Source organism: Amycolatopsis sp. lyj-346 (assembly GCF_046548975.1).
GTDB lineage: Bacteria > Actinomycetota > Actinomycetes > Mycobacteriales > Pseudonocardiaceae > Amycolatopsis.
Window position 1 is genome coordinate 132,344 of the sequence record NZ_JAJPWT010000013.1, and the last position, 20,202, is coordinate 152,545.

The 20,202-nt window shown below is 68.4% G+C and carries 15 protein-coding genes; 11 read left to right on the forward strand and 4 right to left on the reverse strand.

The genetic code is table 11. From position 1 onward, the window contains the following. The first annotated feature begins 53 nt into the window (after window positions 1-53). A complete protein-coding gene (locus tag ACLJQE_RS32160) occupies window positions 54-704 on the forward strand; it encodes a TetR/AcrR family transcriptional regulator (protein WP_410643280.1) in 651 nt (216 codons plus the stop codon). A gap of 24 nt (window positions 705-728) precedes the next feature. Here the strand turns inward: ACLJQE_RS32160 and ACLJQE_RS32165 are convergent, their stop codons facing one another. From ACLJQE_RS32165 to ACLJQE_RS32180, 4 genes are all read right to left on the reverse strand, one after another. Beyond that, the gene (locus tag ACLJQE_RS32165) at window positions 729-2,195 is read right to left on the reverse strand and encodes a glycoside hydrolase (RefSeq protein ID WP_410643281.1); all 1,467 of its coding nucleotides are present in this window, start codon (window positions 2,193-2,195) and stop codon (window positions 729-731) included. 19 nt (window positions 2,196-2,214) lie between these two features. Continuing rightward, window positions 2,215-3,285, reverse strand: a complete 1,071-nt coding sequence (locus tag ACLJQE_RS32170) for a glycoside hydrolase family 43 protein (RefSeq protein WP_410643282.1) — start codon at window positions 3,283-3,285, stop codon at window positions 2,215-2,217. 88 nt (window positions 3,286-3,373) lie between these two features. Then, window positions 3,374-4,258, reverse strand: a complete 885-nt coding sequence (locus ACLJQE_RS32175; protein ID WP_410643283.1) for an alpha/beta hydrolase family protein — start codon at window positions 4,256-4,258, stop codon at window positions 3,374-3,376. Window positions 4,259-4,282: 24 nt separating this feature from the next. Then, the gene (locus ACLJQE_RS32180) at window positions 4,283-6,991 is read right to left on the reverse strand and encodes a hypothetical protein (protein ID WP_410643284.1); all 2,709 of its coding nucleotides are present in this window, start codon (window positions 6,989-6,991) and stop codon (window positions 4,283-4,285) included. Between the two features lie 622 nt (window positions 6,992-7,613). Between ACLJQE_RS32180 and ACLJQE_RS32185 the strand changes: the two genes are divergently transcribed. The 10 genes from ACLJQE_RS32185 (at window position 7,614) to ACLJQE_RS32230 (ending at window position 20,198) form a co-directional block, all read left to right on the forward strand. Continuing rightward, the gene (locus tag ACLJQE_RS32185; protein WP_410643285.1) at window positions 7,614-7,940 is read left to right on the forward strand and encodes a hypothetical protein; all 327 of its coding nucleotides are present in this window, start codon (window positions 7,614-7,616) and stop codon (window positions 7,938-7,940) included. A 475-nt stretch (window positions 7,941-8,415) separates the two neighbouring features. Then, on the forward strand, window positions 8,416-9,465 hold the full coding sequence (locus tag ACLJQE_RS32190; RefSeq protein ID WP_410643286.1) for a rhamnogalacturonan acetylesterase: 1,050 nt from the start codon (window positions 8,416-8,418) through the stop codon (window positions 9,463-9,465). Between the two features lie 37 nt (window positions 9,466-9,502). Continuing rightward, window positions 9,503-10,822, forward strand: coding sequence for a right-handed parallel beta-helix repeat-containing protein (locus ACLJQE_RS32195; protein WP_410643287.1), 1,320 nt, complete (start codon window positions 9,503-9,505; stop codon window positions 10,820-10,822). A gap of 68 nt (window positions 10,823-10,890) precedes the next feature. Beyond that, window positions 10,891-12,408 (forward strand): family 43 glycosylhydrolase, encoded by a 1,518-nt coding sequence (locus tag ACLJQE_RS32200; RefSeq protein WP_410643288.1) that lies wholly within the window; start codon window positions 10,891-10,893, stop codon window positions 12,406-12,408. A 119-nt stretch (window positions 12,409-12,527) separates the two neighbouring features. Then, a complete protein-coding gene (locus tag ACLJQE_RS32205; protein WP_410643289.1) occupies window positions 12,528-13,568 on the forward strand; it encodes a LacI family DNA-binding transcriptional regulator in 1,041 nt (346 codons plus the stop codon). A 179-nt stretch (window positions 13,569-13,747) separates the two neighbouring features. Continuing rightward, entirely contained in the window at window positions 13,748-14,863 is a 1,116-nt protein-coding gene (locus tag ACLJQE_RS32210) for an arabinogalactan endo-beta-1,4-galactanase (protein ID WP_410643290.1), read from the forward strand. A 99-nt stretch (window positions 14,864-14,962) separates the two neighbouring features. Beyond that, on the forward strand, window positions 14,963-15,979 hold the full coding sequence (locus tag ACLJQE_RS32215) for a GDSL-type esterase/lipase family protein (protein ID WP_410643291.1): 1,017 nt from the start codon (window positions 14,963-14,965) through the stop codon (window positions 15,977-15,979). 38 nt (window positions 15,980-16,017) lie between these two features. After that, window positions 16,018-18,240, forward strand: a complete 2,223-nt coding sequence (locus ACLJQE_RS32220) for a glycoside hydrolase family 2 TIM barrel-domain containing protein (protein WP_410643292.1) — start codon at window positions 16,018-16,020, stop codon at window positions 18,238-18,240. Then, window positions 18,219-19,169 carry a glycoside hydrolase family 16 protein gene (locus tag ACLJQE_RS32225; protein ID WP_410643293.1) on the forward strand — a complete coding sequence of 317 codons (951 nt, stop codon included), beginning with the start codon at window positions 18,219-18,221 and terminating at the stop codon, window positions 19,167-19,169. The genes ACLJQE_RS32220 and ACLJQE_RS32225 overlap by 22 nt, the downstream gene beginning before the upstream one ends. Before the next feature lie 66 nt (window positions 19,170-19,235). Beyond that, window positions 19,236-20,198: an arabinan endo-1,5-alpha-L-arabinosidase gene (locus ACLJQE_RS32230; protein ID WP_410643294.1), complete on the forward strand. Its 963-nt coding sequence runs from the start codon at window positions 19,236-19,238 to the stop codon at window positions 20,196-20,198. The last annotated feature ends 4 nt before the right edge of the window (window positions 20,199-20,202 follow it).

Genomic DNA, 20,202 nt, shown 5'->3' on the forward strand with positions numbered 1-20,202 from the left:
CGCATCATAACCAGTTTTGGTGCGATCGCACCAGCGCGTGCTAGACATGACGCATGGCTCGTCCCGCAGACCATGAGCAACGCCGCCGCCAGATCGCCGAGGCGGTGTGGCGGCTGGCTGCGCGCCACGGCTTGGAAAGCGTCACCCTGCGTCAGGTCGCCACCGAGGCCGGCGTCTCGATGAGGCTGGTGCAGTACTACTTCGGGAGCCGCAGTGGCCTGCTGCTCTCCGCGCTGGAGCTGCTCAACGCGGATGCCGAGCGGATCGGCCAGCAACGCATCGCCGCCCTCGGTGCCGACCCCGGACCGCGCGCCCTGCTGCGAGGGGTGCTGCTGGAACTGCTTCCCCTGGACGAACAGCGGCGGCTCCGGCACGTGGTGTACGCGGCCTATTTCGTCCGCTTCCTGACCGACCCGGACCTGACCGGCGTGGCCGCCGCCGCGCCCCCGGCCTTGGAAGAGCTGGCCGCCGCGCTGATCGACGAAGGAAAGCGCCGCGGCGACGTCGCCCCGGTCGTCGACAGCCGCGCCGAGGCCGAACTCCTGCTGGCCGCGGCATCCGGCCTCCAGGGCGGTGTCCTGCTGACCCAGCTCAGCCCGGAGCGGGCGGTGGCACTGATCGACCACCAGCTCGACCGGGTCTTCACCGGCGAGGAGAAGCCGGCGCGGCCGGCAACGGAGGCGTCCCCGGACCGATCACCCTGACGACCCCGCGCCGTGCCCGGAGCTTCAGGGGGAGACTCCGTCGAGCTGGAACGTCTGCACCTGGCCCGCCGCGAAGGGCGCTCGCAGCGTCTTGCCGTCGAGGCGGACGTCGGTGCGCTGGACGTACCGGTCGCTGCCGCTGCTCGTCGAGGTGGACCAGCGGGTGATCAGGCCGGTGGGCAGGGTGGTGAACCGGGACAGGTCGAAGGTGATCGGCTGGGCCGACGTGGCGGTGTTGACCGCGACCAGGACCAGCCGGCGGGCCGAAGGATCGTAGGCGACCGCCGCGTTCCCGGTCGACGCGTCGAGGATCCGCATGCCCGGCCGGATGTGGCGGGTGAACTGGGCCAGCACGTACAGCTTGTTCTGCACGGCGCCGGCCTGCAGGGTGTCCGGGTCGTAGCTGATCAGCGCCCACGCCGGGGTCGGGTCCATCACCTGCCAGTAGCACCAGGCCGTCGGGTGCAGCCACCGCATGTCCAGGCAGAGGTTGCTCGCCATCGACAGCCCGGTGACCTCCCGGTCGCCGTACTCGGAGTTCCACAGGACCTTGCCCGCCGCTCGCGCGTCGGCGTAGACGAGGTCGCGGCGGCCGCCGGAGCCCTGGTAGCCGTGGACGTTGATCTGGTCCACGAGGGACTTCGTGGTGGTGTCGAAGGAGTTCCACGTGCTGTGGGCCAGGTCGTAGCTGGTCTCGTCCGAGGCCGCGATGCGCGTCCCGGACAGGCCGCGGCGGTCCAGTTCCTCCCGCAGGTACCGCAGGATGGTCCGCTGGGAGGCCGCGCCGACGTGGCAGCCCTCCTGCTTCCCGGTTGCCGACCAGTAGGCCGAGGAGGGTTCGTTGAAGGGTTCGACCGTGCGGAACGTGACGCCGAACCGGTCGCGGAACTGCCGGGCGACCTCGGCGAGGTGGATACCGTGGTCGCGGTGGTGCTGGGACTTCAGGTTGTCGTTGGCTGCGTTGGCCGCGCCGGATGGGTTGTGGTTGGCGCACATCCACCACACCGGCGAGTTGGCGAACAGCTCGGTCGTGGCGCCCCGCGCGGCCGCCTTGACCACCGCCGCTCGCTGCTTGGCGTCCGCGGTCCACTTCCACGCCGACGAGGCCGGGTCGCTGCTGCGCCAGTCCTGCCAGTAGGCCTCGATCTGCTTGAATCGGGGGATGTTCGGCGAGACGGCCATGGACTGGCCCTCGACGGAGTTCCAGCTGCACGCGCCGAGGTTGTAGCGGGCGATGGTCATCCCGAGGCCGGGAAGCGTTTTGCCGTTGTAGGTGACGGTCTTGGTGGTGAACCACAGGTCGGCGAAGTCGTCGCGGTCGCCGAACACGTTGGCCCACCAGGCGAGCGAGGTGCCCCAGCCCTCCCACGTCCCGTAGCCGGTGCGGGGGTCGACGGTGATGGTCTGGTCCGCGTGCGCGACGCCCGCGCCCACCGCCGCCGCCGCGACCGCGGCCGCCGTTCCGGACAGCATCGTCCTGCGTGTGATCATGGGTTTCTCCTGTGGTAGCTCAGCCCCAGCGTTGCAGGAGCCGGTCGTACTCGGCCTGGGTGACCGGCAGGACGGTGCCGTGGCGCGGCCGGCCGGGCATGGTGTAGCCGGAGACGGGGGACCATTGCCGGGCGTTCAGGTCGGTGGTCGTGAACGGGACGTAGCCCCGGCCGCCGTACTCGTCGATGAACAGGTACCAGCGCTCTTCGGTGTTCGATTTGAAGACCAGCGGCCCTTCACCTTGGCTGATCGCGTTCTTCCCGAGGCAGTCGGCGACGAACGAGTAGCTGCGGTTGAGGACCGTCGCCGACTTCTCCGCGAGGACGAACTTGCCACAGGCGGACTGCGAGGCGCTCCGCTCGTCCTTGGTGAAGCGGTAGTAGGTGCCGTTGTGCCTGATGAGCGTCGAGTCGATCGTCGAGTAGCCCTTGTCGACCCAGACCTGCGCGGGGCTGAACGTCCGGAAGTCGGACGTCGTGGCGTACATCATCCGGTTGTAGGTGGTGCCGGTGTGGTTCGGGTCGCCGGCGGAGTACAGCTTCGACGCCCAGAACACCACGTACCGGCCGAGTCCTTCGTCGTAGTACGCCTCCGGGGCCCACGTGTTGCCGGCCGTGTCCGGTGAGACGCGTGCCAGGCGCGGCGCGCTCCAGTTCACCAGGTCGGCCGACTCCCGGACCACGATGGACTTGCTGCCCGTCCGCTGGACCTGGTCCCAGTTGCCGTTGCCGTACATCCGCAGGTCGGTGGCGATCTGGTAGAACCGGTCGCCCTGGGGTGACCGGATGACGAACGGGTCGCGCACGCCGCGGGTTCCCACGGTCGAGGTCAGCACCGGCTTGCCGCCGTTGAGCTGCCGCCACCGGGTCGGGTCGTTGCCTTGGCTGAGCGCGAAGTAAACCTGTTCGCCGGTGGCGGAGCCCTCACCGGTGAAGTAGGTGAACAGGTAGCCGGCGTACGTCGGGGCCGATGCCGCGCCGGCCGGCGGTCCGGCGGTCAGCGCGGCGAGCAGTGCGCCGACCAGAGCGATTACGGCGCGGCGTCGGCGCGGACGTCGCGATGGGACCGGAACGTGGGAAGGCTGTGTCATCGAAACCGTCCAATGTGGTTGCGAAGGGGCTGCCGGGCATCGCCGGTGTGGTGGGCCACCGGGGCGTGGGTGGCCCACCACCGGCGGGTCAGCCCAGCTGGGCTTCCCACTTGATCTTGGTGCCGGACGCGTCGGCCGCGAGGCGGTCCCGTGCGGCGGTGTCGCCGTACATGGTCCAGCGGGCCCAGTCGACCACGGTCCTGGGGAAGCGCTGGTCGCTCCAGAAGCTGGTGTGGCTGCCGCCGACGAAGGTGAGGAACGCCTTGGGCCACTTGATCTCGTTGTAGGCCTGGCGGGCCGAGGAGTAGGCGCAGGTGGTGTCCTTGTCGCCGTGGACGAACAGGACCTTGGCGTTGACCGAGGCGGCGGGGTTGCCCATGTCCACACAGGACTGAGGGTTGGCGGAGACGATCCGGCTGTCGGGCCAGGAGGTCAGCAGACCGTGGGTGACCATGCCGCCCAGGGAGTGGCCCGAGACGCCGACGCCGATGGTGGTGTTGATGTGCCCGGCCAGCGGACCACTCGCGTTGAGGGCGAGGGTGTTGGTGAGGATCTGGGAGACGTCCTTGGAGGTGTTGCCGTTGTTGACGTCGCCGAAGTTGTGGTTGAAGTGCGGGGCGGGGACGACGAAGCCCGCGGCGGCGAGGGCGCGGATGATGAACAGGGAGTTCTGCGGGCTGCTGCCGAAGCCGTGGGTGAAGTTGTAGACGGGGAAGACCCCGCCGGCTGCCGGGGCGTTGGTGACCGGGTTGCCGCCGGCGGTGCCGGTGGCGGGGTAGTAGACGTAGGTGGTGCACGGGCGGCTGCCGCGTTTCCAGTCGTAGCGGCGCACGCCGACCGCGAACGGGGTGGCCGGCGCCGAGCCCAGTGGGCCGAGGGCGGCCAGCGCCGGTCCTGCGCCGAGCAGGGCCAGGCCCGCGCCCGCCGCGCCGACGGCGGTCATGCTGAGGAACGTCCGTCGTTGCATGGTCATGACGACTCCTTGGTGTGGGGATGGCTAGCCGGCGACGGCGACCGCGTCGACGACCAGGATTCCGCTGCGTACGTTGATCTGAACGGTGTGCCTGCCATACGTGAGCCCGCGAAGGCCGAAGGTCTGGTAGAACTCGGCCGATGCTGTCGTGCGGGCCGCGCTGTCGGTGACGCGTCCGTCGACGGTCGTCTCGAGCACGGCCGAACCGTCGTTGGGGCCGGTGATGTCGAGTCCGGTTCCCGTGAAGGTGTAGCTCAGCGTCGAGCCGGATCCCTGACTGGTGGACAGCGTCCGCTGGTAGTTGTACATGCTCTTGCCGCTTTCGTGCGCCCACTGTCCGCCGTAGCCGAGCTTGGTGGCGGGCGAGGCGCTCAGGTCGGTCATCTCCAGGTTGTCGAGCAGTTCGGTGTAGTACGGCGTGAAGCCGTCGAGGGTCCGGACCCGGAGGTTGTCGAACCTGGTGTGGTAGTAGCCGCTGCCGATCTCGATGCGGCCGGAGAGCCGGGGAGCCGGATCGGTGTACCTGGCGAGCGTGACGCCGTCCAACGAGGCGGTCAGCTCACCGCCGGCCGCCTTGAGGGCGAGCCTGTGCCAGGCGTGGTAGGTGGTGTCGAAGCCTGGGATCTGGACGCCGCCGGCGCCACTGACCACGTTGCCGCCGGCCGCCACCTTGTTGTCCACGATCAGCTGCCAGCCGCCGTCGAAGGTGAACTTCAGCTTGTAGGGCGCGCCGACGTCGCCGTGCTGCTGCCGGACCCCGAGGACCGCGTAGTTCGCGCCGTCCTGGAGACCGTCGTTCTCGAACGAGACGTCGATGGCGGCCTCGTAGTTCAGCCACCGGCCGTCGCCGATCCGGGTGACCGGATCGCCGCCGCTCCAGGCGCCGCCGAGCCCGTTGACCGACTTGTCGAGCTGCTGGCGGAGGACGTAGTTCCTCGACCCCTCCGGGCGATGGGCTTCGAAGGCGCCGTTGCGATCGCTGGTGTAGAGCGGTATTGCGCTCTTGGATCCGCCGCGGGAGGCGACGAAGTCCTCGCTTCCCACGATGGCACCGCCGGCCCCGAGCACCGGAGTTCGCTTGCCGGTGTAGTCGAAGCCGTCCGCGTACAAGGTGTCGTCCTGGGGGTTGGCACCCGAACCGGACGCGTCGGTGTCCAGCACGGTCCGCGCACCCTCCACCGGCAGCGGCGCCCGGTACGCCGGGTTCGTGTGCCGGGCCAGTGTCGTCACGGTGACCACCGAATAGGGCTTGACCGTGACGGTGTACCCGCCGTCGGAGCCGGCGGTGACGTGGCCGAGGTACTTCAGGTAGTTCGCGTTGAAGGCCTGACCACGATCGGCCGCCCGCGTCTCCCACTTTTCCAGGGCCGGCGTCCCGGTGCAGGCCATGTTGACGGTGCTGATGCGGTAGGTCTGCGGGTACTCGCTGTCGTTCATGAAGACCGTCGAGAAGTTCCGCTTGTCCGGAGCGGCCAGCGTCAGGTAGCTGGGGGTGCCGTTGCGCCCGTTGACGGGGTTCGTGCCCGCCGCCCCGGTCTGGCTCGCCTGGGGGACGGCCCGCCAGACGCCCGTGGTGTTGCCGGGGTTCTCCCAGCCGGTCTTCGCGAACCAGCTGAAGTGCCGCAAGATGTCGATGCCCACGTCGTAGTGGAGCCAGCCCGACCACGGGTCACGCGCGCTGACGAGTTCCTTGAAGCCGTACTGCCCGCCCTCGTAGAAGGAACCGACGGCCGGCTGGTAGATGAAGTTCGTCCGGTTGGAGCTGGTGAACCCCTTGACGATGGTGTTGCCCATTTCCAGCGCGCTGTTCTTCCCGCCGATGCCGGTGCCCGCGACGGTCGGGTCCTTCGTGTTGTTGTTGGGCCGGAAGGCCGAATTGCCGAAGGTGGCCTGCGCCTCGCTGTTCCAGACTTCCTTGTCGAACTCCTGCGCCAGTCGCTTGAAGTTTCCCGCGCTGTCGTCGTCCGGGTTGTAGTGGTACCCGGCCACCGCGACGGCGTCGCGCAGCGCGGCGTCGTTCACCATCGTCCCGCCGAAGCTGCCCAGCCCGGCCTCGTCCGAGATCACCACCTGGATGCGGTTGTACCGGGCTCGTTCGGCGGCGTTGGCGAAGCCGGCCGCGTCCGTCCTGACCAGACTGGCGTACCGCTTGCTCCAGGCCAGGTCGGCGGTGTGTTCGTTGAGCCCGGGGTTGACGTAGTCGACCATGAACCCGTAGGTGCGGTACGCCTCGAGGATCGTTTTCTTGTACCAGGTGTAGACCTTGTCGTTGTCGGTCACCCACGCGGGCGCGTTCCAGCGCAGCAGGCTCACCTTGAGGGCGGGGTTCACCTTCTTCGCGTCGGCCGCCAGCTGGAACCCCTGGTCTCGCTTGACGTTCGGCTTCTCGCTTTCCGTCCGCATGGTGGCCGGATCCGGCCCGGTGGAATTGTTCCGGTCGTTGCCCATCTCGACCTTCACGTTCGTCAGCACCGGGCTCGGTCCGCCGAACAGGGTCCGGAGGAGCTCGGTGTACTTGGCCGGATGCTGGGCCTTGTAGTCCATCAGCAGCTCGCTCGTGCTGTTCGCGCTGAGCATGCCGAACCCCTTGAACGTGAGACCGTTGACGTTCCCGGCCTTGATGTCGTTCCCGTCGAGCACGATCCCCGTGGCCGCCTCGGCCGCGCTCACCGGCGTGGTGATCAGCGGCCCGGCGAGGACGGCCGCCACGAAGAGCGCCGGCGCGCACAGCACGGCGCGGGGGAGGCGGACGTGAGCCGGCGAGACTCGGGTGGTTCCGCGGTCCGGCGGAGGCGAAGCGGGTCGGCGGGGCAAGTCGGGTCTCCGATCGGTGTGGGTGCCGGTACCCGCCGGTCACCACGATCCGGTGGAGCACGGCTGGTCGGCGAGGTGGCCGGGTGGGCGCCTTGCCGTTCGGCTCGACGTCGCGCGGGAGCGCCGGACCGGGCCGGCCGGCCGGGCGCCGGAACGGTGGCCGGGTGGGCATGGCAGCGCTTCTAGGAAAGCGCTTTCATTCGCCGAGCACAAGAGGTATCTCCCCGGTGTCCCGATTCGACACGGCCATGGTCGAACCTGTCGACGAGCCGGCTCGGTGCCGGCGGTGCCGTCGCCGGTCGGCTGCTGGTTCGAGTGATTCGATCGCCGGTCGTCGACCCGGCTTCAGCGGCCGCACGCCGCCGAAGCCTTCGTTCGTGACCGTTTCTGATCGAATTTTACGTAAGTGGTTGACTCCCACTGCGGCGTGGGCCGAAGGTGACAGACAGCACTGCGACGGAGGAAGCGATGAGGCTTCGGGATCGCCGGCCTGGCCCCGGCGGACGTTCGTGCCCGCCACTGTCCGGGCGCCACGTGAGCGGTGATCGCCACCGCCGGGCTGGTCGCGCCGGCGCCCGGCACCGCCGGCGCGGCGACGCGCAATCCGGTGATCCCCGGGTACTACGCCGACCCGTGCGTGATGCACTTCGGTGACCGGCAGGATGGCGGCCCATACCTGCACTTCGGCAACGGAACCTGCTTCGTCGTCCGGCTCGGGCCGTTCACCAAGGCCGCCGGGAACCCCGTGCTCAAGCGGAATCCGTCGGCGCGCATCCTCGCCACCGGCAGCCGCTGCGTCTTCCAGTGGCCCGGGACGACGAGTGGTACATCGCTACCCCCGGTTCCCGGCATCACTTGTGAAGCTTGACCGGCCGGCAATGCGCCTCCAATAGCCCGCCGCATTCCCGTGCCGGACGAACATCTGGTTCGGGAATGCGGCCTCCACTCCTGGCTTTTGCGCGTCGGCGGCTCTCTTGGTGGAGTGCTGTCTGCTAGTTCGGGCTGAGCGAATGATCGTGTGATCGTGTGATCGGTTCGCTCCCTGTATTTGACGACCGAAGTGTCGTCGCTGCCTGTGCACGTTCACAGATGACGACGTTGGCAGTCTTGAAAAAACTTCACCGATGCGGTTTCATCTTTGTTAGTGCTGTTGGTGGTGGGTTGTGAGCGTGCACAATCGTGCTCGTTCCTGCGCCTCGTCACGTCGTCGATCAAAGGAGATCGAAAGCGCTTTCTCAGTTGATCGGCAGCGTGCCGAGAAAATCTCGGCCGACCCACCCGAAGCTCGCTGGTCGTAGAGCGGGCGCCCACTATTCGCGTACGGCGAACCGACAGGAGAATCCGTGTCTCTCAAACGTCACGCCATCGTTCTGGCCGGAATGGCGGTCGTCGCCCTGGTCCCCGCCCCGTCGGCGCTGGCGGCGCCGTCGGCGTTGCCACCGCAGTGTTCGGGGACGGCGCCGATCAAGTGCCACTTCGCGGTCTCGCCGGGCAACTACGACGTCACGGTGGGGCTCGGCAGTACCGCGAAGGCGGCGAACACGTCGATGTCGGTGGAAGCGCGCAGGCAGGTGCTGAACGCGGTTTCGACGAGCGCGGGCCAGGTCGTCCCCACCACCGTCACGGTCAACGTCCGCAACCCGGAGGGACAGCCCACCGGTCAGGGCGGCAACGGTACGCCGGGACTGGACATCACCTTCGCCGGCAGCGCGCCGGCGATCACCTCGTTGACGGTGACCGCCGCCGCACCGCTGGTGGCGTACCTGGCGGGGGACTCGACGGTGTGCGACCAGATGCTCGCGCCCTGGACGGGCTGGGGGCAGGAGTTGCCGGCGAGTGTCCGCAACGGTGCCGTGGTCGCGAACTACTCGGACTCGGGGGAAAGCTCGGGGAGCTTCTTGTCCAACAGTGCGTTGTTCCCCCGGATGAAGCCGTTGATCAAGAGCAAGGATCTGGTGTTCATCCAGTTCGGGCACAACGACAAGCAAACGACGGCGACGGCGTTCCGGGACAACCTGACCAAGCTGGTCAACGGGGTGCGGGAGCGTGGCGGGGTGCCGGTGCTGGTGACGCCGCCGGTGCGGCGGCAGTTCAGCGGGAGCAAGCTGACCTCGACCGCGTTGCACGTCAACGGCAAGGGTGTCGACCTGCCCGCGGTGATGCGGGCGCTGGGAAGCAGCGCGAACGTGCCGGTGATCGACCTGACGGCCAAGAGCAAGGCCCTGGTGGAATCCCTCGGTCCGTCCGCGTCGCAGCGCCTCTTCCTCACCGAGGCCACCGACGGCGTCAAGGACAACACCCACTTCTCGGTGTATGGCGCGACCCAGATGGCGAACCTGGTCGTGCAGGGCATCCGCGAGAAGAACCTTCCCCTCGTCGCCTACCTCCGCTGAACCGGAATACTGGAGTGAACGGATGAAACCCGTTGTCATGGGTCGTACCCTCGTGTTTTCGGCGGCTGCGGTCGCCGCTGTCGCGGTCGCCGGCACGCCGGTGGCCGCCGCCGCTCCCGCGGCCGCCACCACCTACTACGTCGCGCCGTCGGGCAGCGACGGCGCCGCCGGGACGCAGGCCGCGCCGTGGGCGTCGATCGCGCACGCCCAGGCCGTCGCCAAGCCGGGCGACACGGTCTACTTCCGGGGCGGCACCTACGCGTACTCCCGCGCGAACAAGAGCTGCGCGAGCCAGACCGACCGGGTGGACGCGATCACCCTGAACAAGAGCGGGAGCTCGGGCAACCCGATCCGGTACTGGGCGTACCCGGGGGAGAAGCCCGTGTTCGACTTCTCCCGGATGAAGGACGACTGCCGGATCAAGGGCTTCGACGTCACCGGCGGCTGGATCCACCTCAAGGGCCTGGAAGTCAAGGGCGTGCCCCAGAACAACAACCGCAACCACGAGTCGTGGGGTGTCTGGGTCTCGGGCAGCAACAACACCTTCGAGCTGATCGACACCCACCACCACATGGGGGCCGGTTTGTTCATCCAGAACGGCGGCGGCAACCTCGTCCTCAACTCCGACTCGCACGACAACTACGACCTGCGCACCTCCAACGGTGCGGGGGAAAGCGGCGACGGGTTTGGTGCGCACATCTCAGCCGGCAACCCGGGCAACGTGTTCCGTGGCTGCCGCGCGTGGTGGAACTCCGACGACGGGTTCGACCTGATCAGCGCCTACTCGCCGGTGACCATCGAGAACTCCTGGGCGTGGCGCAACGGGTACGTGCCGGGGACCACCACGAGCGCGGGCAACGGAAACGGCATCAAGGCGGGCGGCTACGGCGGCAACTACGATTCCCGAGCCGTCAAGCACACCGTCCGCAACTCGGTGGCGTTCCTCAACAAGGCGGCGGGCTTCTACGCCAACCACCACCCCCTCGCCAACGACTACTTCAACAACACCGGCTACGGCAACCACCCCGACTTCAACATGCTCGGCGTCACCACCGGCGGCGCGGCCGTCGGCCGGGGCAACCTGCGCAACAACATCGCCTACACGGGCACCCTCACGTCCAACATGAACGGCACGAACGCCGCGAACAACTCCTGGAACCTCGGCGTCACCCTCTCGGACGCGCAGTTCCAGAGCGTGTCGACAGCCGGCTGGGAGTCGGCTCGCCAAGCCGACGGCAGCCTGCCCGTGCGGCCCAACCTGCGGCTCGCCGCGAACAGCAGCCTGATCGACAAGGGCGCCGATGTCGGCCTGCCCTACCACGGGAAGGCGCCCGACCTCGGCGCCTTCGAATACTGAACCGGGAACTCCGGGAGCGCGGAAGGCCGGATGAATCGCCAAGAGGCCGTCCAAACGAAGGATACGAAATGGTGATAAAAGTTTCCAAGAAAATGATCGTCTCGGCCCTGTTGCCACTGGTGCTGGCGCTGACCCCGGTCGGCGGCTCCGCCACGGCCACCGCGGCGGCTCCGGCGCCGCAGGTGACCGCGGCGGCCACGATCCAGAACGACGTGTTCTGGAAGGACACCGCCGGGAACCCGATCTATTCCCAGGGCGGGGGTGTGCTGAAGGTCGGCGGCACCTACTACTGGTACGGGGCCAAGTACAACGGCGCGGTCACCTACTACAACAATCCCGCCGCCGGGAAGAACAGCAACACTTCCTTGAGCGCGATCACGATCTATTCGTCCACCGATCTGGCGAACTGGAAGTTCGAAGGCAACGCGATGACCGCCGCGGACCTCGGGGGAGCGGGCTGGGTCGGCCGGATCGGGGTCGCGCGCAACCCCAACACCGGCAAGTACGTGCTGATCTCCCAGCTCAACAGTGAGCTGGTGTTCGGTACGAGCAGCACGCCGAACGGCCGCTTCACCCGGGCGGCCACGCAGTCGAACATCACAGGTGTCACCACCGGCATGTCCGGTGACCAGTCGGTCTTCGTCGACGACGACGGGAAGGCGTACCTGGCCTTCAGCAACAAGAGCGGCCGTTCGCACCTGTACGTCGCGGCCCTGCGGCCGTCGGACTACCTGCACGTCGAACCCGCCGCGAACATCTACAACAGCTCCGCGGGTGGCCGTGAAGGCAACATCATGTTCAAGTACAACGGGACCTACTACTTCTGTTCCTCCGATCTGCACGGCTGGAACGCGTCCCACACGTACTGCAACACGTCGAAGAAGGTCTCGAGCGGGTACGGCCCGGAGTTCGTGATGCAGGGCACGGGCGCCGACTTCTCGCACGTGACGCAGACCGGCCTGGCCTTCACGGTGACCGGCTCGCAGGGTTCGTTCGTGATGTTCGGCGGTGACCGCTGGAGCGACTTCGCGGGCAACGGCATCGGGTACAACCAATGGCTGCCGGTGACGTTCAACGGCACGACGCCGGTGTTCCACTCGCTGAGCCAGTGGAACGTCGACGCGGCCGCGGGCACGTGGTCGGTCGGGGCGGGCAACAACTACGTGCTGAACCCGAGTGCCGAGGCCGACCGGGTGGCGCAGAACAACCTCGCCGGCTGGACCATCTCCGGCGGCAATGTCAACAGCAACAAGCAGGGCGGGCACACCGGGCGCTGGGCGTTCGCGCAGAGCTCGTCGTCGGCGTACAACGCCTCGCGGTACCAGAACATCTCGCTGCCGAACGGGACGTACACGCTGTCGGCGTGGGTCAAGAGCAGCGGCGGCCAGAAGAAGGCGACCATCTTCGCGAAGAACTTCGGCGGGAGTGAGCTGAGCTCGTCGATCAACCGGTCGATCGGCAGCTGGACGAAGGTGACGATCTCCGGCATCACGGTGACCAACGGGTCGATCCAGGTGGGCGTGTTCTCCGACGCGAACGCGGGCAACTGGGTGAACGTCGACGACTTCAGCCTGGTGCAGGGCTAGCCGGGTGCTCACCCCGCCGCCGTTCCGTCGGCGGGGTGAGCCGGGAACCGATGTTCGGCGCGTCCATCTGCTGACTGGAGCCGTAAAGTTGTGGTGACCAGCCGGCAGATGGGGGGCCCATGACGGAGACAACGCCGCAGCGGCGTCCGCGGCACCGGCGTCCGCCGACCATTCACGACGTGGCCGCGCACGCCGGTGTCTCGCGCGGCACCGTCTCGCGGGTGCTGCAAGGCGGGCACAACGTCAGCCCGGCGTCGCAGGAGGCGGTCAACGCGGCCATCCGCAAGCTGGGGTACGTGGTGAACCGGGCGGCGCGGAGCCTGGTCACCCAGCGCGCGGGCTCGGTCGCGTTCCTGCTGTCGGAAACGCAGGACCGGTTCTTCGCGGACCCCAACTTCACCACCCTGCTGCGCGGCTGCACCGAGGCGCTGGCGGTGCACGACATCCCGCTCGTGCTCATCACGGCGGGCACCGAGGCCGAACGCCGTCGGATCACGCCCTTCCTGCTGGGGCACCACGTCGACGGCGTGCTGCTGATCTCCTCGCACCGCGGCAGCCCGATGGTCGAGCACCTGCGGCGGGCCGAGCTGCCGTTCGTCTGCTGCGGCCAGCCGCTCGGCCAGCGCGGCCGGGTCTCCTACGTGGCGGCCGACGACCGTGAGGGCGCCAAGGACATGGTGCGCCACCTGCTCGGGTCCGGCCGGCGGCGGATCGCGACCATCGCGGGTCCGCAGGACTCGCCCGGCGGGGTGGAGCGGCTGGCCGGCTACCGCGAGGTGCTGGCCGAGCACGGCATCGCGCCCGACGAGCGGCTGGTCGAGGTCGGGGACTACAGCTGGGCGAGCGGGGAAGCGGGCATGCAGCGGCTGCTCGCCAGGGTTCCGGACCTCGACGCGGTGTTCGTCGCCTCGGACCTGATGGCCGACGGCGCGTTGACCGCGCTCGAGCGGACGGGCCGCCACGTGCCCGCCGACGTCGCCGTCGGCGGGTTCGACGACTCCCCGGTCGCCTCCGCGACCCGCCCGCCGCTGACCACGATGCGGCAGCCGTGGGACCGCATCAGCGAGACGATGGTGCGCCGGCTGCTGGCCCAGATCGACGGGGAAGGGCCGGCCACGGTGATCCTGCCGACCGAGCTGGTCGTCCGCGAATCGGCCTGAACCCGCGGGCCCGCGGTCCTGATCTTGCCCGGCTGTGCACGTTCACGGGAAATTGTCGAACAGTCTTGAAAATTTCCCACCGGTGCGGTTCCATGCATTTACGCCTACCGTGTGTAGCAGATTGTGCCTTCACCGCATCCCGTCCCCGGATTGTCGCGTCGTCGATCAAGGGAGATCGAATGACCGTGTACCGCACCGGCCGCACCGTGAAGGCCGCCGTGTTCCTCGCGGCGGTCACCCTTTCCGCGGTGCTCCCCGCACCCGCCGCTTCGGCGGCGAACACGCTCACCGTGCTGGGCGCGGACGTCTCGACCGCCCAACGCGCGCTCGATTCCGGCGCGAAGTACTCCGACGCGAACGGCATCGCGGGAGACCCGCTCGACATCCTCAAGGGTGCCGGCGTGAACTACGTACGCCTGCGCGTCTGGAACAACCCGCGCAGCGGCTACAACAACAAGGCCAAGGTCCTGCAGTACGCGCAGACGGTGAAGGCCAAGGGGCTCAAGCTGCTGGTCGACTTCCACTACTCCGACACGTGGGCCGACCCCGGGACGCAGACCAAGCCCGCCGCCTGGGCTTCGCACGGTATCGGCGCGCTCCAGACCGACGTCTACAACTACACCTACGACGTCTGTTCCGCGCTCAAGGCCCAGGGCACGGCACCCGACAGCGTGCAGATCGGCAACGAGATCAACACCGGCATGCTGTGGAACGACGGCAAAGTCGTGAACAGCAACTTCACGAACCTCGGTCTGCTGCTCAAGGCGGGCTACAACGCCACCAAGGCCTGCAACAGCGCCACCCAGGTGATCATCCACACGGCGCTGGTGGAAAGCGGTGCCCGCTGGTTCTACGACGGCATCCGGGCTAAGGGCGTCCAGTGGGACATCACCGGCCTGTCCTACTACTGCTACTGGCACGGCACGATGGCGAACATGGCCGGTGTGGTGTCCGACATGCGGTCCCGCTACGGGAAGCCGGTCGTCCTCGCCGAAACCGCATACCCCTACACCACGGCGAACCACGACGGCACGCCGAACGTCATCTCGGCCTCGCAGCCGTGTTCGGGGTACCCGGCCACCCCGGCCGGGCAGGCGGCGAACTTCACCGCGGTGCAGAACACCGCCCGCACCGCCGGCGCGATCGGCGTCTTCTACTGGGAACCCACCTGGTACGCGGTGACCGGCAACGGCTGGGACCCGGCCGACATCGCCCATTCCGGCAACGGCTGGGAGAACCAGGCCGTCTTCGACCGCACCGGCCGGCTCAACCCGCACGTCCGGTGGAACTCCTGATCGGACCCGCCGGCCACCACGGAGGCCGCGGTGGCACGACGGGGAAGTAAGCGCTTTCTTGGCTGAAACAGTCCACTGCGGACAGAATCGGGAGAAGCCATGAAGATCGGCACGAGATCGCGGGCCATGACGCTCGCGATGGCGCTCGTGGCCGCGGTGACCACGATGGTGCACCCGGCCGAGGCCGCCACGGGTGACGGCTCGCCGTCCGACTCGAACATCCGGTACTTCGGCCGGTGGGACACCCGTTCGACGGGGGCGTACGTGTCCGAGTGGGCCGGTGCGTACGTGGTGGTCGGTTTCACGGGCACCACGGTGAAGCTGCGTCAACGCCGGAGCATCGACCTGTTCACCAGCATCGACGGCGGTCCGTGGGTGTCGCGCACGAACGTCAGCGGGACGGTGGACCTGACTCCGTCCCGGCTGCCGCCGGGCACGCACACGCTGCGGGTGTCCTACCGGCCGGTTGCCGGCTCGTACCACGGCGACGCGGTGTTCCAGGGCGTGGTGCTGGATTCCGGAGCCAGGACCGTGGTACCGGGCGTGCCGTCGCGGATCATCGAGTTCATCGGGGACTCGATCACGGTGGGCCAGCGATCCTCCCAGCAGGCACTGACCGCCTACGGCTGGCTGACCGGGGAGAAGCTGGGGGCCGGGCACACCCAGATCGCGGTCGGCGGTGCCTGCCTGTACCCGGCCCCGGACGGGTGCATCGGCATGCAGGACCGGTTCTTGAAGACCGGCCTGGACGCCGCCGGGCCGGACTGGAACTTCGCCCGCTACCAGGCCGGTGACGTGGTGATCAACCTCGGCACCAACGACCGGTCGCACGGTGTCTCCGGCCCGCAGTTCCAGAGCGCCTACACCACCCTGCTGCAGCGGATCCGCGCGAAGTACCCGCAAGCGAACATCTACGCGATGGAGACGTTCCACCGGCGGTACGTCACCGAGACGACGGCCGCGGTGACCGCCCGGAACAACGCCGGTGACAGCAAGGTGCGGTTCATCAACACCGAAGGCTGGATCACCCCGGCCACCGACACCGCGGACGGCACCCATCCCAACGACGCCGGGCACCGGAAGATCGCGGCCCGGCTCGCCGCGGCCATCGGGTGAGCCTCCGACGCCGTCATTCATGCGGAAGGGAGTTGTCCATGCGTACTACGTTCCCCTTCAGCCGGTGGCTGGCCGCGGCCGCCGGAAGCCTGTTGATGATCGCGCCGGTGTCCGTGGTGCCCGGCACCACCGGCGCTGCCGCCGCGGCCACGAGCACGGTCGCGGCGGCCAACCGGTACCGGACGGTCACGGACTTCGACGCCGGCTGGCTGTTCAACTACGGTGACGCCAGTGGTGCCGGCGGGGCGTCCTACAACGACGGCGGCTGGCGCAAGCTGAACGTGCCGCACGACTGGAGCATCGAGGGGCGCACCCCGCCGGCGAACCCGTTTTCGCAGTCGGCGGCGAGCACCGGCCGCGGCGGCTACCTGCCGTCCGGGATCGGCTGGTACCGCAAGCACTTCTCACTGGCCGGGGTGCCGTCCGGGCGCAAGGTGTTCCTCGAGTTCGACGGCGTGATGGCCAACGCGAGCGTGTACGTCAACGGCACCCTCATCGGCACCCACCCGTACGGGTACACCAGCTTCCGCTACGACATCACGGCCGCGGCGAAGCTCGGCGGCGACAACGTGGTCGCGGTCAAGACGGACACGACGTCGCAGCCGGCGTCGCGCTACTACACCGGCGCCGGGATCTACCGGGACGTCCGGCTGATCGCGACCGATCCGGTGCACGTCGCCCAGTGGGCGACCCGCGTGACGACGCCGGGCAACAACACCGTGCACGCGGAGACCACGGTGGTCAACGAAGGCAGCTCGGCGGCGAGCGTCAGCGTCCAAGGTGTGCTCAGCGACCCGGGTGGCGCTGCGCTGCCCGCGGTCACGACGGCGACGAAGACCATCGCCGCCGGCGCGTCGGCCACCTTCGCCTACGACGTACCGGTGAGCAACCCGAAGCTGTGGGACCTGGCGAGCCCGAACCTGTACTCGCTGGCCACCACCGTCCTGGTCGGCGGGACAGCGGTGGACGACGACGTCACGTCGGTCGGGATCCGCACCCTGACGTTCAACGCCTCGACCGGCATGAGCCTCAACGGCAAGAACGTCAAGTTCCAGGGTGTGGCACTGCACCAGGACTTCCACGGGCTCGGGATGGCCGCGCCGCAGCGGGCCGTGCAGCGGCGGCTCGCGCAGCTGAAGGCGCTCGGGGTGAACGCCATCCGCACCGCGCACGACCCGCCGAGCCCGGCGTTGCTCGAGCTGACCGACCGGATGGGGTTCCTGGTCCTGGACGAGTTCTTCGACGTCTGGACCCAGCACAAGTACACCGACGTGGGTGACTACGCGACGTACTTCAACCGGACGGCGGCCGCGCCGACCGGCGCCCCGGCGGTGCCCGGTGCGACTGGGTCGGTGCCGTGGTACCAGGTGGACGCGACCAGCGTGGTCATGCGTGACCGCAACCACCCGAGCGTGGCGATGTGGAGCACGGGCAACGAGATCCGGGACCCGATCGCGACCCGGACACCGCTGCTGACCCGGATGGTCTCGATCGCGCACAGCCTGGACCCGGGCCGTCCGGTGACGCAGGCTCTGTTCCGGCCTCGTGACAGTGGTGACGTCACCGGGGCCACCCGGACCCTCGTGGACGTCTTCGGCGGCAACTACCGGGCCGACGAGGTGATCGCGGCCGCGAAGACGTCTCCCGCGCGGCCCGGGCTGTTCACCGAGATGGGCACCGACACCTCGGCGTGGACGACGGTGAAGAACAACCCGATGATCACCGGCCTGTTCCTCTGGACCGGTGCGGCCTACCTGGGCGAGGCGGACGGGCTGTGGCCGCGGGTCGAGGCGGACTTCGGCCTGCTGGACGGGGTGGGGACGGTCCGGCCGATCGGGTACTCGTGGCAGCGCACGTGGGGTGCGCCCACGACGTCGCCGCCGGCGACCGGGACCACGGCGAGCCGTGTGCTGCTGTCGCCGGATCACAGCACGGTGTCGTCCGATGTGGACGACGTCTCGTACGTGAAGGCGACCGTGGCCGATGCTTCCGGCCGGGTGGTGACCGGCTCGTCGGCCCCGATCACGTTCAGCGTCAGCGGACCGGGCGTGCTCGTCGCGGTCGACAGCGGGAGCCCGGTGCAGGAGACCTTCCGCGGGAGCGTGCGCAAGGCCTACCAGGGCGTCGCGTTCGGCCTGGTCCGGGCGACCGGGCCGGGGACCATCACGGTGACCGCGAGCTCGGCCGGGCTGACGCTCGGCACGACCACGCTGACCGGCACGACGGCACCGTTCGTGCCGTGTTCCGGCAGCTGCAACTGAAACGCGGCCTGGCGTTGCCCGTTCCCGCGCAACGCCAGGCCTCTCACCTTGGGAGTGTGCACATGAATCGCCGAGCCGGCCGGAAGCTGCGATCGGGAAAGGGAACGAAGGCGATCTGGCCGGCCGTGGCCGCCGTGGTGCTCGCCTGCGTCAGCTTCGCGCCACCCGCTCAGGCGGCCGACGTGCCGCCGAATCCGCTCGACAGGCCGGGCTGGACCCTCGACCGGCACGACGAGTTCAACGGCCGTCTCGACCCGAACCTGTGGATAACCAACTACCTCGAATCGCGAACGCCGGAATGGCGGTCCAGGGCGCGGTACGGGTTTCGGAACGACGCGCTCGTCCTGCGGATCGACAACGACCAGCCGACCTACTACGCCGGCGAACCGATGAAGGTTTCCAGTATCCAGACGGGCCAGCGCACCGGTCTGCACAAAACCTCTCCCCTGGACCACTCGATCCCGGCGGTCTGGAAGTACGCGCCCAAGTACGGCTACTTCGAGATCCGTGGCAAGACGTCCGCGAGAAGCGGGCTCCATGCCGCGTTCTGGACGGTGGGAAAGCAGGACGCGTCGAACCAGAACGCCGAAATAGACATCATGGAACACCCTGGGCGCACGCCGCGGAACTTCAATTTCAGCCTGCACAAATGGTCGGACCCGAATGTTCCGGAAGTCAACAACTCGATCTCGGTCGGATTCGACCTGGCGAACGGAATGCACATCTACGCCCTGGAGTGGACGCCTGCTCAGATCAAGCTCTATGTCGACAATGTGCTCAAGAAGACCATAAACGCTTCTCCTGCCTACGCTTCGGCTTTCCTGCTCGGTATCTACGAGAACGCGGGGTGGACGGGATCCGTGGATCCCGCGGACCCGAGACCGAAAGAGTTCGTGGTGGACTACTTCCGCGCCTACCGCAAGAGCTGAGGGAGTACGTCCGCCACTACGACAACATCGCCCCGACGGCGATCCCGGAATGCCCATGGAGGCACCATGCCCGCCACTCGTTCACGGTTCATCGCAGCTTTCCTGTTCGTGGCAACGCTTCTCGTCACGCCGGCCGCCGCCGCGGCCGCGTACCCGAATCCCGGGCGCGTCACCGGTGACATCGGCGTGCACGACCCGAGCGTGGTCAAACGCCCGGACGGCAGCTACCTGGTGGCGCACACCGGGGACAACATCGCACTGAAGACGTCCACCGACCGCATCGCGTTCCGCAACGCCGGTTCCGCCTTCCCGAACGGCGCACCCTGGACCACCACCTACACCGGCGGTGGACGCAATCTGTGGGCCCCGGACATCTCCTACCGCAACGGCCAGTACTACCTGTACTACTCGGCCTCTACGTTCAAGTCCAACCGGTCGGCGATCTTCCTGGCCACCAGCCCCTCCGGCAACTCCGGCACCTGGACCCACCGCGGTCTCGTCGTCGAATCCCGCAGCACGGACAACTTCAACGCCATCGACCCGAACCTGGTCGTCGACGACCAGGGCCGGTGGTGGCTGGACTTCGGCTCGTTCTGGTCGGGCATCAAGCTGATCCAGCTGGATCCCGCGACGGGCCTGCGCCTGGGCAGCGGTATGACCGCCATCTCCGGGCGCGGCGGAGGTCCGATCGAGGCGCCCGTCATCGTCAAGCGCGGCCAGTACTACTACCAGTACGTCTCGTTCGACTTCTGCTGCCGCGGCGCGGCGAGCACCTACCGCGTGATGGTCGGCCGCTCCGCGAGCATCACCGGCCCCTACAGCGACCGCAACGGCGTGCCGATGACCTCCGGCGGCGGCACCGAAATCCTCGCCGGCCACGGCAGCATCCACGGACCCGGCCACCAGGCCGTGCTCTCCGACAACGACGGCGACCTGCTCGTCTACCACTACTACGCCGACAACGGCGCGGCCCGCCTCGGCATCAACCGCCTGACCTACGACTCGGCCGGCTGGCCGCAAGTCGGCTGAGGGC

Coding starts and splice junctions, on each gene's coding strand:
- ACLJQE_RS32160 (WP_410643280.1), top strand. CDS start 54: ATGGCTCGTCCCGCAGACCATGAGCAACGCCGCCGCCAGATCGCCGAG.
- ACLJQE_RS32165 (WP_410643281.1), bottom strand. CDS start 2,195: ATGATCACACGCAGGACGATGCTGTCCGGAACGGCGGCCGCGGTCGCG.
- ACLJQE_RS32170 (WP_410643282.1), bottom strand. CDS start 3,285: ATGACACAGCCTTCCCACGTTCCGGTCCCATCGCGACGTCCGCGCCGA.
- ACLJQE_RS32175 (WP_410643283.1), bottom strand. CDS start 4,258: ATGACCATGCAACGACGGACGTTCCTCAGCATGACCGCCGTCGGCGCG.
- ACLJQE_RS32195 (WP_410643287.1), top strand. CDS start 9,503: ATGGGTCGTACCCTCGTGTTTTCGGCGGCTGCGGTCGCCGCTGTCGCG.
- ACLJQE_RS32200 (WP_410643288.1), top strand. CDS start 10,891: ATGGTGATAAAAGTTTCCAAGAAAATGATCGTCTCGGCCCTGTTGCCA.
- ACLJQE_RS32205 (WP_410643289.1), top strand. CDS start 12,528: ATGACGGAGACAACGCCGCAGCGGCGTCCGCGGCACCGGCGTCCGCCG.
- ACLJQE_RS32210 (WP_410643290.1), top strand. CDS start 13,748: ATGACCGTGTACCGCACCGGCCGCACCGTGAAGGCCGCCGTGTTCCTC.
- ACLJQE_RS32215 (WP_410643291.1), top strand. CDS start 14,963: ATGAAGATCGGCACGAGATCGCGGGCCATGACGCTCGCGATGGCGCTC.
- ACLJQE_RS32220 (WP_410643292.1), top strand. CDS start 16,018: ATGCGTACTACGTTCCCCTTCAGCCGGTGGCTGGCCGCGGCCGCCGGA.
- ACLJQE_RS32230 (WP_410643294.1), top strand. CDS start 19,236: ATGCCCGCCACTCGTTCACGGTTCATCGCAGCTTTCCTGTTCGTGGCA.